Consider the following 15,304-nt stretch of genomic DNA (forward strand, 5'->3'; position numbering starts at 1 on the left):
ACGAGTAGGGTTCGGGCAAGACTTTCCAGGAGGCGGATCGTGCAGAACATCCGACGGGTAGCGGTCATCGGTGGCAACCGCATCCCCTTCGCCCGCTCCAACTCCCGCTACGCGAGCGCGTCCAACGCGGACCTGCTCGGCGCGGCGCTCGACGGGCTGGTCGCCCGCTACGGGCTGGCCGGCGAGCGGGTCGGCGAGGTGGTTGCCGGGGCGGTGCTGAAGCACTCCCGGGACTTCAACCTCACCCGCGAGGTGGTGCTCGGTTCCCGGCTCGACCCGCACACCCCCGCCTACGACATCCAGCAGGCCTGCGGCACCGGGCTGGAGGCGGCCATCCTGGTCGCCAACAAGATCGCCCTCGGGCAGATCGACGTCGGCATCGCCGGCGGGGTCGACACCACCTCGGACGCGCCGCTGGCGGTCAACGAGGAGCTGCGCCGCACGCTGATCAAGCTGAACAGCGCCCGCACCCTGGGCGAGCGGCTGCGGCTCACCGCGAAGCTGCGCCCGTCGCAGCCGTTCAAGCCGGAGATCCCGCGCAACGCCGAACCGCGCACCGGGCTGTCCATGGGCGAGCACGCGGCCCGCACCGCGCTGCGCTGGAACATCGACCGGCAGGCCCAGGACGAGCTGGCGCTCCGCTCACACCAGCGGCTCGCCGCCGCGTACGACCGGGGTTTCTTCGACGACCTGATGACGCCCTACCTCGGGTTGACCCGGGACCAGAACCTGCGTCCCGACACCAGCCTGGACAAGCTCGGCTCGCTGAAGCCGGTCTTCGGCGCCAAGGGGCCGGACGCCGAGCGGGCCACCATGACCGCCGGCAACTCCTCCCCGCTGACCGACGGGGCGTCCACCGTGCTGCTCGCCTCCGAGGAGTGGGCCCGCGCGCACAGCCTGCCGGTGCTGGCCTGGTTCAGCTGGTCGGAGGCGGCGGCGGTGGACTTCGTGCACGGTGACGAGGGGCTGCTGATGGCCCCCGCGTACGCGGTGCCGCGGATGCTGGCCCGGGCCGGGCTCACCCTGCAGGACTTCGACTACTACGAGATCCACGAGGCGTTCGCCTCGCAGGTGCTGGCCACCCTGGCGGCCTGGGAGTCGGCGGAGTTCTGCAAGGACCGGCTCGGCCTGGACGCCCCGCTCGGCGCGATCGACCGGGATCGGCTCAACGTCAACGGCTCGTCGCTGGCGGCCGGGCACCCGTTCGCGGCTACCGGCGGCCGGATCGTGGCCACCCTGGCCAAGCTCCTCGCCGAGAAGGGCAGCGGCCGGGGCCTGATCTCCATCTGCGCGGCCGGCGGCCAGGGCGTGACTGCCATCCTGGAACGCTGACCGGTACGGCTGCCCCGGCGATCGACCAGCCGGGGCAGCCGTACCGGTCAGTTGATCGCCGGGGAACCGGTCAGGGACCAGACGAAGTCGCCCTTGCCATCGTTGTTGATGTTGTAGATGACCTTGCCGTCGGCGGTCCAGCCGCCGGATCCGCTGACGAAGCTGCCCCGGCCGCAGAAGTCGTCACCCTTGTACAGCGGCACCGCCGGAGAACCAGGCGATCCCGCCCGACGGTGACCCGCCGAATCGGCCGTCCTGTACAGAGGGACAGTTATCGTCGGCACAAAGTCATTTACCGGTTGTGACATCCGTGACTCCGATCTGGACCGCCGCCTCGGCGCGGGTCCGGGCCCGGTGGCCTAGCCTGGGACGGCTTCCCAGTCGACCGAAGGACAGTCCCGTGTCAGCCACCCCGACGTCCGCGTCCGATCCCCGAGCCAACCCCGCGCCACCGATGCCGGCCCCGGCGCCTCGCACGCCGACCGGGGGCGTCGGGATCGGCCGTGGTGCCCAGGTGATCACCGGCCTGGTGCTGCTGGTGCCGGCGGCCGTCGCCCTGCTCTGGTCGTACGTGCTCCCGTCGGTCAGCACGCTGGCGGAGAGCTTCCGGCGGGGGCGGATCCCGGGCGGCCCGAGCGAGCCGGCCGGCGGCGACAACTACGCGCAGGTGATCGAGCGCGGGTTCCTCGGCGACCTGGGCCACGCGCTGCTGCTCGCACTCGTGCCGCTGCTGCTCGCGCTGCTCGTCGCCCCGCTGCTCGCGTTCGCCGCGGCGCGGGCCGGCCGGGTGCCGCGCCTGGTGACCCGGGCGCTGCTGGCCCTGCCGCTGGCCGCCTACGCCCCGCTCGCCGTCGGGCTGGCATGGACCATGGACCGGTTCGAGACCGACCGGGACGCCTGGACGCAGGCGCCCACGCTGACCGCCGTACGCACCGGGGCACTGCTGGTGGCCGGGCTGGTGGTCGCGGTCGGTGCGACCGCCTTCCTGGCAGCGCTGCGCCGCCGCCCCGGCGGTGGCCGGTCCGTTCCGGCGGCCCTCGCCGTCGGCGGCGTGCTCGGGATGACCGTCGTCGCGGTGGCCGTGCAGTCCTGGTCCCTGCAGTGGCCCGTCCTCGGCGGTGGCCGCGACGAGCGGACCGGCCCGATGGTGCGGATCGTGCGGGAGAGCATGAGCCGCCTCGACTTCGGCGTCGGCGCCGCCGGCAGCGTGCTGCTGCTGGCGCTGCTGGCGGTGCTCGGCGTCCTCGCCGTCGGCCTGCTCCTGGTGACCCGCACCCGGATCACCCTTACCGGTTGGCGCGACCGTCCGGCGGGCGCGGCGCCCGCCGAGCGGAACCCGGTCGTGCTCGGTGCGCTGGCCGTGGGGCTGGTGGCCATCCTCGGCGCGCTCGGGTACGTGCTGGCGCCGTGGCTGCGGCTGCTCACCGCCGACGCGCCGCCACTGCCGTCCGGCGTCTCCACCGGCCGGATCCTGGTCAACACCTGGCTTCCGCCGCTGATCCCGGCGGTGGTCGGGGTGGGCCTCGCCGCGCTCGCCGGCTTCGCCATCGGCGGCCTGCGCCCGCTCGGCCGGGCCAGCGAGCTGCTCCTGCTGCCCTTCGCGCCCTGGCTCTTCGTCGGCGACGGCCCGCTGGCCATCGCCCACTTCATCCGGGCCCAGGAGGCCGACCAGCTCGACACCTTCGTCGGGCTGATCCCGCCGGGCTGGCTCTCGATCCCCGCGCTCGTGGTGTTCACCCTGTTCTTCCGGGGCCAGCGGGACCGCTGGGCGGCCGGCGGCCGGTTCGCCTCGACGATGCTGCTGCCCGCCCTGCCGATGCTGGCCGGGGCCGGGCTGCTGAGCTGGCTGGTCGACGCGCAGAGCTGGCTGTGGCCACAGCTCGTCGTGCGGGACGTCCAGCACGCGCCGGCGGCGAACCTGGTCCTCCTGCGGCTCGCGCAGTCGTTCGGCGACCCGGAAACGATGCGGGGCTTCGTCGCCCAGGTGCTGCCGTTGCCGATGCTGCTGCTCTTCCTGGCCGCGTTCCTGGCGTTGCAGCTGGGCTACCTGGACCGCCTCGTCGTCTCCGGCGGGTCGAAGCGCGGTTGATCGACCGGCTGCGGCAGGTGGCGGTGTCCGCCGGTGCGGATACCGCCACCCGCGCGGTCGGGAGGGCGCGACCGCGGCGCGTGCCGGTCCGGTCCGGGTCAGACGGTGGCGCCACCGTCGATGGCGATCGACGCGCCGGTGATGTGCCGTCCGCCCTCGCCCACCAGGTGGCTGACCGTCGCCGCCACGTCGGCCGGCGTCCCGTACCGGCCGAGCGCGATGTGCAACCGCTGGGCGTCGGCGCCGGCGCTGTCCGCCGGGTTCATGTCGGTGTCGGTGGAGCCGGGAAGGACCAGGTTCACGGTGATCCCGCGCGGGCCGAGCTCGCGGGCGAGCGCCCGGGTCAGGCCGTTGATCGCGCTCTTGGTCATGGCGTAGGCGCTCACCCCGGGAGCCGGGACGCGGCTGGCGAAGCTGCTGCCGATGTTGACGATCCGACCGCCGTCACCGAGGTGGCGCACCGCCGCCTGGGTCACCAGGAACACCCCCCGTACGTGGACGGCGATGGCCCGGTCCAGGTAGTCGAGGCTGACCTCCTCGAACGGTCCGGACGAGAAGACGCCGGCGTTGTTGACCAGGATGTCCAGCCGTCCCAACTCGGCGACGGCGCGCTGGACCGCGCCGGTCAGCGCGCTCGCGTCGGCGCTGTCCGCGCGGATCGCCAGGCCGGTGCGGCCGTGCGACTCGACGTCGGCGACGACCGCCTTGGCGCTCTGCTCCGCCTCGCGATACGTGAACGCCACGTCGGCGCCGTCCTGCGCCAATCGGCGTACGACCGAGGCACCGATACCGCGACTGCCGCCCGTGACCAGGGCGACCCTACCGGCAAGGCTGGCCACGCCTCCCCCATTCCGTCGGTCTACTCAGGAGGCTGATCATGGTAGCCGGCCCCGCCGGCGGCGGTTCGGCGCGGCCGGTTCGGGCCGATGGGGGGAGGGCGGCGTATTGCCCGCCGTCACTACCGTGGACGCAGCCCGCCCGACCGAACGGCGGCGGCACTCGCGAGGGAGCTGTCATGCGCCGGCAAACCCTGCTCCGTACCCCCGTCGTCGTGCTGGCCGCCGCGCTGGCGGTCACCGGCTGCTCGTCCGGCGGCACGAACGACACGAAGGCCACCGCCACCACCACGGTCACCGAGGCACCGGCGGACGCGACGGCGTCCCCGCCCGACGCGGCGGCGACCGCAACGCCCGCCGCCCGGGACACGACCGACGCCGGGTCGACGGGTGGCGGCAGCACTGGGCGGCCCGGCAGCGGGTCGACGACGGGTGCCGCGCGCTCCGCCGGCCCGACCATCGACTATTTCCGGGTCGCCCGGAAACCGTCCTGCCCGGCCGGGACCAGCGCCAACCCGATCCCGGGCACCCCGGTGACCGTGGAGTGGAAGGCCAGCGACGTCGACTCCGTCGCGCTCTCGGTCGACGGCCCGGGCGTGTACGCCGACAACCTCCCGCCCACCGGCAGCGAGACGCTGAACTTCCCCTGCTCCGGCTCCGAGGGTGACGTCCAGCGGCACACCTACCTGTTGACGGTCCGCAACTCCAGCGGCAAGCAGACGAAGACCCTCGTGGTGAGCGCGACGGTGCACGACATCCCGGAGGTGTGACCTCGGCCCGTCCGGGCCATGCCGGTGCGGCGGTGACCGGCCGGTACGGGAGAATGAGGGCCGTGACGACGATCCCGAACGTGCTCGCCAACCGGTACGCATCGCCCGAACTGGTCGCCCTCTGGTCGCCGGAGGAGAAGGTCCGGATGGAGCGGCGGCTCTGGCTCGCCGTGCTCCGGGCGCAGCGCGACCTCGGGGTGCCGGTGCCGGGCGGGGTGGTCGAGGCGTACGAGCGGGTGCTCGACCAGGTCGACCTGGCCGCGATCGCCGAGCGCGAGCGGGTCACCCGGCACGACGTGAAGGCCCGGATCGAGGAGTTCAGCGCGCTCGCCGGGCATGAGCACGTGCACAAGGGGATGACCTCCCGGGATCTCACCGAGAACGTCGAGCAGCTCCAGGTGCGCCGCTCGCTGGAGCTGATCCGGGACCGGGTGGTGGCCACCCTGGCCCGGCTGGCCCGGCTCGCCGTCGAGCACTCCGACCTGGTGCTGACCGGCCGGTCGCACAACGTCGCGGCGCAGGCCACCACGCTGGGCAAGCGCTTCGCGTCGGCCGCCGAGGAGCTGCTGATCGCGTACGAGCGGCTGGCCGACCTGATCGACTGGTACCCGCTGCGCGGCATCAAGGGCCCGGTGGGCACCGCCGCCGACCAGCTCGACCTCTTCGACGGCGACGCCGACAAGGTGGCCGAGCTGGAGCGCCGGGTGGCCGGGCACCTCGGCTTCACCCGGGTGCTGGACAGCGTCGGCCAGGTCTACCCGCGCTCGATCGACCTGGCGGTGCTCTCCGCGCTGGCCCAGGTCGCCGCCGCGCCGTCGTCGCTGGCCACCACGATCCGGCTGATGGTCGGCCAGGAGCTGGCGACCGAGGGCTTCAAGCCGGGTCAGGTGGGCTCCAGCGCGATGCCGCACAAGATGAACACCCGATCGAGCGAGCGGGTGAACGGCTTCGCGGTGATCATCCGGGGCTACCTGTCGATGGTCGGCGAGCTGGCCGGCGACCAGTGGAACGAGGGGGACGTCTCCTGCTCGGTGGTCCGCCGGGTGGCCCTGCCGGACGCGTTCTTCGCCGCCGACGGGCTGTTCCAGACCTTCCTCACCGTGCTGGACGAGTTCGGGGCGTACCCGGCGGTGATCAACCGGGAGCTGGAGCGGTTCCTGCCGTTCCTGGCCACCACCAAGATCCTGGTGGCGGCGGTCCGGCGCGGCGTCGGGCGCGAGGCGGCGCACGAGTCGATCAAGGAGCACGCCGTCGCCGTGGCGCTGAACATGCGGGAGAAGGGGGCCGCCGAGAACGACCTCTTCGACCGCCTCGCCGCCGACGACCGGCTCGGGCTGTCCCGCGCCGAGATCGACGCCCTGGTCGCCGACCGCACGGCCTTCGTCGGCGCCGCCCCCGCCCAGGTCGAGTCCGTCGCCCGCCGGGTGGCCGCCGTGCTCGACGCCCACCCCACCGCCGCCACCTACACCCCACCCCCCATCCTCTGAGTCCCCGCCCCTGACGGTGTCGACCATGAAGGTGATGCCACGACACGCCGAGGCGGGTGGCAACAACTTCATGATCAACCCGAGCTGGGCGGAGTGGGTGGGTCAGGTGTCGCGGGTGGGGGTTTCGGCGGCGGTGCGGAGGTTGGGGGCGCTGGCCGGCTCGGCGATGCCGCCGGGGGCCTCCGCGATCTCGCCCTCGTGCGCGGTCTCCGCGGCGACCAGCGGCTGGTCGGGCGGCATGACGTCAGGCACCTTGGGTACCACGATCACCGCCGTGCCGTACGCGCAGATCTCCATCCACATCTCGCCGCAGTCGCGGCTGTCGAACCGCATGCCCACCACGGCGTTCGCGCCGAGCCGGCGGGCCTCCTCGCCGAGCCGGGCCACCGAGTCGGTACGCCACCGGGTGAGGTTGTCCGGCGCCATCGGGTCGTACGCGCCACCGCGCAGGTTCTTGACCCCCTCGCGGTACGGGTTCCGCGTCCTGGCCATCGATGACACCACTTCGCCGAGAATCTGGCGGATCTCGTACCCGGGTAGTTGCTCCGTCGTCACGACCAGCACGTTTCCGATGCTGTCAGGGGACCCCGCACCTCATCGTGAGGGTTGTTCACCTGATCGGATGCTGCAAAACGGCGCGGCGCGGACGGCCCGGCACGTCGCCGACCATCCGCGCCGCCCGGGCGCTAACCGTCAGACACCGGCCACCGAGGTGATCCAGGCCCGGTTGTAGGCGACACTGCCGTAGTTCTGGATGCTGTAGCCGTCGGCGGTCGAGGCGACGCCGACCTGGCGGCCGTTGTAGAACTGCGGGCCGCCCGAGTCGCCCCGCCACGCGTTGCCGTTGATCCGGGTGCTCCGGATCGCCTGGCCGCCGTACGCGTCGGTGGCGCTGTTGCTGGTCACCCGGACGCTCGCGGTCTTCAGCTGGCTGGACGCGGAGCAGCCGCTGTAGCAGGTCATGCCCCAGCCGTAGATCGAGTTGGTCGAGCCGATCGGCGGGTTGCTGCTGGCCAGGGTGACGTACGAGGTGCTCACCGAGCTGGACAGCCGCATCAGGGCCAGGTCGTAGCGGCTGTAGGTGGCGCTGACGGTGCGGGTGACGCCGCCGGAGGAGCGGTAGACGCTGCCCACCCGGACCGACATCGAGCCGCCGAGGCAGTGCCGGGCGGTGAGCACCCACTGCGGGGCGATGATCGTGCCGGAGCAGGTGAACGAGCCGTTGCTGAACACCGCGGCCGCCCACGGGGCGGACGAGACGGTGCCGCCGCCGATGATCGGGTCCGGGCCGGCCGGCGCGGCGACGGCGCCGGAGCTGGCACCGAGCAGGGTGGCCGCGGTGGTGGCGAGGATCGCGACCAGGGATCGGATGCGCATTGCGGGGGCTCCTTCTGCGGGGATGGACCCGGGTTCGCCGGGTCCGGCCTGCCGGTCGGCGGGCGGGGGTGGCCCGGCGGCCGGGGACAATCATCGACGTCCGACGATGTACCGTAGGGCCTTGAGATGTCGTTCACAAGAGTTTCATCGAAATTCGCCGATGTCCTGGCGGGGATGGTCCGGTTCGGATCGCTGGACCGGTCGAACCGGGCGAAACGGCGCGCGCGGCAACGAACACGCATCGGGATCGCAACGACTCGGCATCGGTCCCACCGGCCCGCCGCCGATTACGTCGATCACTGCCTGACCCGCGTCCGGCCGGTGCGGCCGGGGCGGGATCTGCCAGGTAGGCTGGCTGCGCTCGCCCGTTGTGGGTCGGCACCCAACTGCGTACACAGTCAGGAGTGCCCAGTGCCTCGCGTCGTCGTCGACGTCATGCTCAAGCCCGAGATCCTCGATCCGCAGGGCCAGGCCGTCGCAAACGCGCTGCCCCGGCTCGGCGTCAACGACGTCGCCTCGGTCCGGATCGGCAGGCGGATCGAGATCGAGTTCACCGGTGAACCGGACCTGGACCGGGCCCGGGAGATCGCCGACAAGCTGCTCGCCAACCCGGTCATCGAGGACTTCACGGTCCGCCTGGTCGAGGCCGACGAGACCGCGGACGCCCGCTCGTGACCGCGCGGGTCGGTGTGGTGACGTTCCCCGGCTCGCTCGACGACGGGGACGCGGCCCGGGCCGTCCGGATCGCCGGCGCCGAGCCGGTCCGCCTCTGGCACGGCGACCCGGCGCTGCACGGGGTGGACGCGGTCGTGCTGCCCGGCGGCTTCTCCTACGGTGACTACCTGCGCTGCGGCGCCATCGCCCGGTTCGCCCCGGTGATGGAGACGATCGTGGACGCGGCCCGGGGCGGCCTGCCGGTGCTCGGCATCTGCAACGGCTTCCAGATCCTCTGCGAGGCCCACCTGCTGCCCGGCGCGCTGACCCGCAACCAGCACCTGCACTTCCGCAACCGCGACCAGTTCCTCCGCATCGAGTCGGTCGGCACCGCCTGGACCAACACCTTCCAGCCCGGCCAGGAGGTGCTGATCCCGGTCAAGAACGGCGAGGGCTGCTACGTCGCCGACCCCGCGACCCTGGACCAGCTCGAGGCCGAGGGCCGGGTGGTCGCCCGGTACATCGGCGGCAACCCGAACGGGTCGCAGCGCGACATCGCGGCGATCACCAACTCCGCCGGCAACGTCGTCGGCATCATGCCGCATCCCGAGCACGCGGTGGAGGAGCTGACCGGCCCCTCCCTGGACGGTCTCGGCTTCTTCACCTCGGTCCTCAAGCACCTGGTGGGGGCGCCGGCGTGACCGGTCGCGGCGGGATCATCGGTCGGCTCACCCGCCCGCAGGGCGGCCACGAGCGCAGCGAGGAGAGGTCATGACCACCCACCCGGACCCGGTACGGGAGACCCCGGAGGTCGCCCCGGTTGAGCCGCGGGCGGCCGCCGACGTGCCGCCGGCCGCGCCGGCCGCCGGTTCGGCGCCCGCCGACTGGGCCGACGGCGTGGACACCGTGCCGCGCGCCGGTGGCACCCCGGGCGAGCTCCAGCCGTACGCCGAGCTCGGGCTCCGCGACGACGAGTACGAGCGGATCCGGCACATCCTCGGCCGCCGGCCCACCCAGGCCGAGCTGGCCATGTACTCGATCATGTGGAGCGAGCACTGCTCCTACAAGTCCAGCAAGGTGCACCTGCGCCAGTTCGGTGAGAAGGCCCCGCCGAGCGACCGGCTGCTCGCCGGCATCGGCGAGAACGCCGGCGTGGTGCGGGTCTCCGACGAGCTGGCGGTGACCTTCAAGGTCGAGTCGCACAACCACCCGAGCTTCGTCGAGCCCTACCAGGGCGCGGCCACCGGCGTCGGCGGCATCGTCCGGGACATCCTCGCCATGGGCGCCCGCCCGGTGGCGGTGATGGACCCGCTGCGCTTCGGCGCCGCCGACCACCCGGACACCGCCCGGGTGCTTCCCGGCGTGGTGGCCGGCATCGGCGGCTACGGCAACTGCCTGGGCCTGCCGAACATCGGCGGCGAGGTCGTCTTCGACCCGTGCTACCAGGGCAACCCGCTGGTCAACGCGCTCTGCCTGGGCGTGCTGCCGGTCAACCGGCTGCAGAACAAGGCCGCCGCCGGGCCGGGCAACATCGTGGTGCTGATGGGCGCCAAGACCGGCCGGGACGGCATCGGCGGCGTCTCCGTGCTCGCCAGCGCCACCTTCGACGAGGGCAGCGAGGAGCGGCGCCCGTCCGTCCAGGTCGGCGACCCGTTCATGGAGAAGCTGCTCATCGAGGCGTGCCTGGAGCTGTACGACGCCGAGCTGGTCGTCGGCATCCAGGACCTCGGCGGCGCCGGCCTGACCTGCGCGCTCACCGAGACCGCCGCCGCGGCCGGGACCGGCATGCGGGTCTGGCTGGAGCGGGTGCCGCTGCGCGAGCCCTCGATGGAGCCGCACGAGATCCTGGCCAGCGAGTCGCAGGAGCGGATGCTGCTGGTCGTCGAGCCGGAGAAGCTCGACGCGGTGCTCAAGACCGCCGAGAAGTGGGGCGTCTGGGCCACCGCCATCGGCGAGGTCACCCCGCCGGCGCCGGACGGCCAGCCGGGCCGGCTGGTGATCACCTGGCGGGACCACCTGGTGGTCGACGTCCCGCCGGGTTCGCTGGTCGACGACGGTCCGGTCTACGCCCGCCCGATGCGCGAGCCGGCCGACCTGATCCTGCTCCAGGCCGACCGGGCCGAGACGCTGCCCCGGCCGGCCGACCCGGAGGCGCTGCGCGAGACCGTGCTGCGCATGGTCGCGTCGCCCAACCTGGCCGACAAGACCTGGGTCACCGAGCAGTACGACCGGTACGTGCTGGGCAACACCGTGCTGGCCCAGCCGGAGGACTCCGGCGTGATCCGGATCGACGAACGGACCGGGCTCGGCGTCGCGCTGTCGGTGGACGGCAACGGCCGGTACGCCCGGCTCGACCCGTACCACGGCACCAAGCTGGCGCTCGCCGAGGCGTACCGCAACGTGGTGGTCACCGGAGCGAAGCCGATCGCGGTCACCAACTGCCTGAACTTCGGCTCGCCGGAGGACCCGGGCGTGATGTGGCAGTTCGCCGAGGCCGTCCGCGGCCTGGCCGACGGCTGCGCCGAGCTGGGCATCCCGGTCACCGGCGGCAACGTCAGCTTCTACAACCAGACCGGCGCCGCGGCCATCCACCCGACTCCGGTGGTCGGCGTGCTGGGCGTCCTCGACGACGTGGCCAACCGGGTGCCGATGGGCTTCGTGCCCCGGCCAAACGGCGACCACGACCAGCTCTTCCTGCTCGGCGAGACGCACGTGGAGCTCTCCGGCTCGGAGTGGGCCTGGGTCACCCACGAGCACCTCGGCGGCGTACCGCCGCAGGTCGACCTGGCGCACGAGCGGGCGCTGGGCGAGCTGCTCGCGGAGGCCGCCCGGGTCGGGCACCTCAGCTCGGCGCACGACCTCTCCGACGGCGGTCTGGCGCAGAGCCTGGTCGAGTCCTGCCTGCGGCGCGGCGTCGGCGCCCGGGTCGCGGTGCCGGAGCGGTTCGCCGGCGGCTCGATGCCGTTCGTCTACCTGTTCAGCGAGTCCGCCGGGCGGGTGCTGGTCTCGGTGCCGCGCGGCCACGAGAAGGCGTTCACCGCCCTCTGCGCCGAGCGCGGGGTGCCGTTCGAGCTGATCGGCGTCACCGACCCGGCCGGCGGTGCGCTGGAGGTGCACGGGCAGTTCCGGATCGGCCTGGACGAGCTGCGCGCCGCGCACACCGCGACCCTGCCGCGCCTCTTCTCCGGTGCCGAGGTCGCCGAGGTGCCGGCGCCGGCGACCGGCGTGGCCGGTGCCGCCGAGGCGGTGCCGCTGCCGGTCACCGAGCCGGCCGCCGAGGTGGCGCCGGTGGACCCGGCGAGCGTCGAGTCCGAGCCGATCGCGTCGGCCGGACCGACCCCGCGGACCGGTGCGGCGGAGCCCGTCGCCCCGGCCGCCGACGAGGCCCCCGAGGCTGCGGCGGATCCCGCCCAGGCCGCCGCCGACGAGCCGGCCGAGGCTGCTGACCGCGGCGAGCCGGCCGAGGCTGCCGCCGAGGCGACCGACGCCGGTGACGGCGAGCAGCCCGCCGCGCCCGATCAGCGCTGAGGCGTTGGCCGCGGCGGTCTACGCGCAACCCGGTTCGGGCGCCCGGTTCGACTGGGGGCTGAGCGGGGCGGCCGAGCTCGGCCGGGTCTGCGCGGCGCTGGTGGTGGTGGACGTGCTCTCGTTCACCACCGCCGTCGAGGTGGCGGTCGGCCGCGGCATGCGGGTGCACCCGTTCCCGTGGGGCGAGCAGGCCGCCGAGTACGCCCGCCGGGTCGGTGCGGTCGCCGCGGTGGGCCGCCGGAGGACCACCCCCGAGCATCCGTGGTCGCTCTCGCCGGCGGCGCTGAGCACCGCCCCGGTCGTCGCCGACCTGGTGCTGCCCTCGCCGAACGGTTCGGCGATCAGCGCCGCGGCCAGCGCCACCGGCCTGCCGGTGGTCGCGGCCTGCCTGCGCAACGCCCGCGCCGTCGGCCGCTGGCTCCAGCGACAGGGGTACGGCTCGACGGACGCGCCGGTCGGCGTGATCGCCGCCGGCGAGCGCTGGCCGGACGGGTCACTGCGACCCTCGGTGGAGGACCAGCTCGGGGCGGCCTGCGTGCTGGATGCGGTGTCGAACGTGCCGGGCGGGCTCTCCGTGGAGGCGGCCATGGCGCTCGCCGCGCTGGCCAGCACCCCGGACGTGCCGGCCGCCGTCCGGGGCTGCGTCTCGGGCCGGGAGCTGATCGAGGGCGGCTTCGCCCAGGACGTCGAGATCGCGGCACAAGTCGGCGTCTCGGATGTTGTTCCGGTGCTCCGCTCCGGCGTCTTCTCCGCCGCCTGACCCCACCGCGCGGCGATCGCTCGGCGAACCGTGCCGTCCGTGCTGCCCCGACGGCCCGCCCCGGCCAGCGGGTGCCGCGCCCATCCGCATCGGCGCAGCTTCGGTGCGATCCGCTTCCCGCGTGCTGCCCGACGTGTGGCGCGCCCATCCGCGCCAGCGGGGCGTCCGCACGGTGCTTCGGGCGTGTCGCCTCGGCCAGGGGCGACGCCACACCAGCGGGGCATTCCCCGGCGACGGCGGCGAACGGAAAAGGCCGCCCGGTCGACCGGGCGGCCTTTTCGGTGTTCGTGCGGGCCGGAGGGCCCTGGTGGTCAGTCGTCCAGCCAGTCCAGCCGGCGGCCGCCCCGGTCCTGCGGCGGCGGGCCGTCCGGCCGGCCACGCCCGCCCTGCGGCTGGTCGCCGTAGTAACCGCCGCCCTGGTCGTAACCGCCGTCGTAGCCGCCGCGCTGGGTCGGCGGCTCCTGGCCGTAGCCGCCCTGCTGGCCGTAGCCGCCCTGGTCGTAGCCGCCGTCGTAGCCGCCGCGCTGGGTCGGCGGCTCCTGGCGGTAGCCGCCCTGCTGGCCGTAGCCGCCCTTGTCGTACCCGCCGGCCGGCTCGCCGCCCCGGCCGTAGGGGGCCGGGTCCGGCTGGCCGTAGCCGCCCTGGTCGTAGCCACCGTTGGGCTCACCGCCGCGACCGTAGGGGGCCGGGTCCGGCTGGCCGTACCCGCCCGGGTCGGGCTGGTAGGCGCCGGTCGCGTACGGGTCGGCGGGGGCCGGGTACTGGGTGGCGTCGCCGGTGTACCGGCCGGTCGGCTCGTCGTACCGGTCGCCGTAGCCGCCGCCGTTGGGCGGGTAGCCGGCGGCGCCACCGGCCGGGGCGCCGTAGTCCCGGCTACCGTAGCCGCCGCCGGAGGAGGGCGCGTTGCCGTAGCCGCCACCGGACGAGGGCGCGTTGCCGTAGCCGCCGCCCGAGGACGGGGCGTTGCCGTAGCCGCCACCGGAGGACGGGGCGTTGCCGTAGCCGCCACCGGAGGACGGGGCGTTGCCGTAACCGCCGCCGTAGCCACCCGGGCCAGCCGGCTCGTCGCCGTAGCCGGCACCTGCCCAGCCCGACTGCGGGCTCGCGGCGCCGTACGGCTGCGGCGGGGCGCCGTACGGGTCCGGCGGCACGTCGTCGACCACTGGCCGGTGCATCATCGTCGGCGCGTCGGCGAGCGACCCGCCGCCGGCAACCATGGTCCGGTCCGGTCCAGCGCCGACCCCGTTCACCACCCGGGTCTGGTCGTCCGCGCCCCGGTACGCGCCCCGGGCGGCCGGGACCGCGCCGGCACCGGCGGCGGCACCCACCGGGGCGTCCCCGTCGGCGTCGTCGGTGTTCTCCCGGCGCTTCATCCAGAGCAGCACGATGGTGCCGACACCCGCCGCGACCAGCAGGCCGCCGAGCAGGATGATCAGGTAGGAGCCCATGCCGCCGCCGTCGGAGCTGCTGGCGTTGTTCGCCGCGCCCGCCGTCGCCTCCGGCGTCTCCTCGGTCGTCTCGTCGGTGGCCTCGTCGGTCGGCAGCGGCTCCTCGGACGCCGACGGGGTCGCGCTCGGCGTCACCTCGACCTTGATCGCCAGCGCGACGCGGATGCCGGTGACACTCTGCCCGGCATTGGCGGTGAAGCTCTTGGTGGCGAGGATGTTGTCGAAGCTCGCGCCGACGGCGAGCCGGCCCGGGGCGATCGGCTTGTCGCTGGTGCCGGTGAAGCGGAAGTTGCCGCTGTCGTCGCTGACCGCCTCGAACCGCTTGTTGTTGGCGTCCTGGAGAATCACCACGGCGTTCGGCACGGAGCTGCCGTCGGCCTGCTTGACCACCTTCCCGGAGACCGACCGGACGGTCTGCGGTGCTGCCGGCTTCCCGACGAGGGTGACGTTGGTGAACCCTTCCCGCGACTGCTTCAGGGGGCCGCTGGAGTCGGTGGCCTTGACAGTGATCCGGGCGGTTCCGTCGGCCGCGTCGTCAGCGAGCCGGAAGGTGGCGTCGAAGGTGCCGCTGGAGTTGACCCGGCCGCGATCGCATCCGTCGACGCAGGTCAGCTTCGAGTTGTTCGAGCTGACGCTGACGTCGGCCGGTTCTGCACCATCATCGAAGGTGAGCGTGTAGCTGATCTTCGTGGTCTTGCCAGCTTCCACAGTGCCGGGCGAGGCTGACACGTTTGTGACGTTGGGCGCGGCCTGGGCTGGTGTGGCGGGGACGGCGAGCAGGGCGCCGACGACCAGCGCCACGACCACACCGGCCCGCTGCTTCCAGGCTCGTCGGTGTGTTGACACGTCCACCGCCTTCCGGGCTGACTTCCCTGGACCGGCGGGCGCCGGCCGGGGATCATCACGGTACGAATACGCCGTCGGCAACTATGCCTTGTCTGACCGGATCAGCGCGACCCAGGGCCAGCGTCGGGCCGGCTCCGGCTGAGTCGTATCGTCCCGTGGTGTCCTCTCCGCACATTA

At 73.7% G+C, this 15,304-nt stretch carries 11 protein-coding genes and 2 pseudogenes; 8 read left to right on the top strand and 5 right to left on the bottom strand.

The window, feature by feature from the left end:
* Positions 1-39: 39 nt before the first annotated feature.
* Positions 40-1,332, top strand: a complete 1,293-nt coding sequence (locus FHX32_RS10430) for an acetyl-CoA C-acetyltransferase (RefSeq protein ID WP_167180572.1) — start codon at positions 40-42, stop codon at positions 1,330-1,332.
* Positions 1,333-1,379: 47 nt separating this feature from the next.
* Here the strand turns inward: FHX32_RS10430 and FHX32_RS10435 are convergent, their stop codons facing one another.
* Positions 1,380-1,535, bottom strand: coding sequence for a hypothetical protein (locus FHX32_RS10435; RefSeq protein WP_167180573.1), 156 nt, complete (start codon positions 1,533-1,535; stop codon positions 1,380-1,382).
* A gap of 311 nt (positions 1,536-1,846) precedes the next feature.
* Between FHX32_RS10435 and FHX32_RS10440 the strand changes: the two genes are divergently transcribed.
* Entirely contained in the window at positions 1,847-3,421 is a 1,575-nt protein-coding gene (locus FHX32_RS10440) for a sugar ABC transporter permease (RefSeq protein WP_167180574.1), read from the top strand.
* Positions 3,422-3,519: 98 nt separating this feature from the next.
* Here the strand turns inward: FHX32_RS10440 and FHX32_RS10445 are convergent, their stop codons facing one another.
* Complete coding sequence (locus FHX32_RS10445) at positions 3,520-4,260, bottom strand: SDR family oxidoreductase (RefSeq protein WP_167180575.1); 741 nt, start codon at positions 4,258-4,260, stop codon at positions 3,520-3,522.
* Between the two features lie 176 nt (positions 4,261-4,436).
* On the opposite strand from FHX32_RS10445, the gene FHX32_RS10450 reads away from it, so the two are divergent.
* Positions 4,437-5,027, top strand: coding sequence for a hypothetical protein (locus FHX32_RS10450; RefSeq protein WP_167180577.1), 591 nt, complete (start codon positions 4,437-4,439; stop codon positions 5,025-5,027).
* A 62-nt stretch (positions 5,028-5,089) separates the two neighbouring features.
* On the top strand, positions 5,090-6,514 hold the full coding sequence (gene purB, locus FHX32_RS10455) for an adenylosuccinate lyase (protein ID WP_167180580.1): 1,425 nt from the start codon (positions 5,090-5,092) through the stop codon (positions 6,512-6,514).
* A gap of 102 nt (positions 6,515-6,616) precedes the next feature.
* Here the strand turns inward: purB and FHX32_RS10460 are convergent.
* Together FHX32_RS10460 and FHX32_RS10465 are read right to left on the bottom strand one after the other, a co-directional pair.
* Positions 6,617-7,184 (bottom strand): annotated as a pseudogene (locus FHX32_RS10460) (YbjQ family protein).
* A 23-nt stretch (positions 7,185-7,207) separates the two neighbouring features.
* A complete protein-coding gene (locus tag FHX32_RS10465; RefSeq protein WP_167180582.1) occupies positions 7,208-7,891 on the bottom strand; it encodes a trypsin-like serine protease in 684 nt (227 codons plus the stop codon).
* A gap of 411 nt (positions 7,892-8,302) precedes the next feature.
* Here FHX32_RS10465 and purS point away from each other — a divergent pair, with 411 nt between their 5' ends.
* From purS to FHX32_RS10485, 4 genes are all read left to right on the top strand, one after another.
* Positions 8,303-8,566, top strand: coding sequence for a phosphoribosylformylglycinamidine synthase subunit PurS (gene purS / locus FHX32_RS10470; protein WP_167180584.1), 264 nt, complete (start codon positions 8,303-8,305; stop codon positions 8,564-8,566).
* Entirely contained in the window at positions 8,563-9,246 is a 684-nt protein-coding gene (gene purQ, locus FHX32_RS10475) for a phosphoribosylformylglycinamidine synthase subunit PurQ (RefSeq protein WP_088996877.1), read from the top strand. Before purS ends, purQ begins: the two co-directional genes overlap by 4 nt.
* 70 nt (positions 9,247-9,316) lie before the next feature.
* Positions 9,317-12,073 (top strand): phosphoribosylformylglycinamidine synthase subunit PurL, encoded by a 2,757-nt coding sequence (gene purL / locus FHX32_RS10480; RefSeq protein WP_167180586.1) that lies wholly within the window; start codon positions 9,317-9,319, stop codon positions 12,071-12,073.
* Positions 12,074-12,077: 4 nt separating this feature from the next.
* Positions 12,078-12,833 carry a 2-phosphosulfolactate phosphatase gene (locus tag FHX32_RS10485; protein ID WP_167182532.1) on the top strand — a complete coding sequence of 252 codons (756 nt, stop codon included), beginning with the start codon at positions 12,078-12,080 and terminating at the stop codon, positions 12,831-12,833.
* A gap of 311 nt (positions 12,834-13,144) precedes the next feature.
* On the opposite strand, the pseudogene FHX32_RS10490 reads toward FHX32_RS10485, so the two are convergent.
* Positions 13,145-15,183: pseudogene (locus FHX32_RS10490) on the bottom strand (carboxypeptidase-like regulatory domain-containing protein).
* Between the last annotated feature and the right edge of the window lie 121 nt (positions 15,184-15,304).

Source organism: Micromonospora sp. CNZ280, assembly GCF_011759515.1.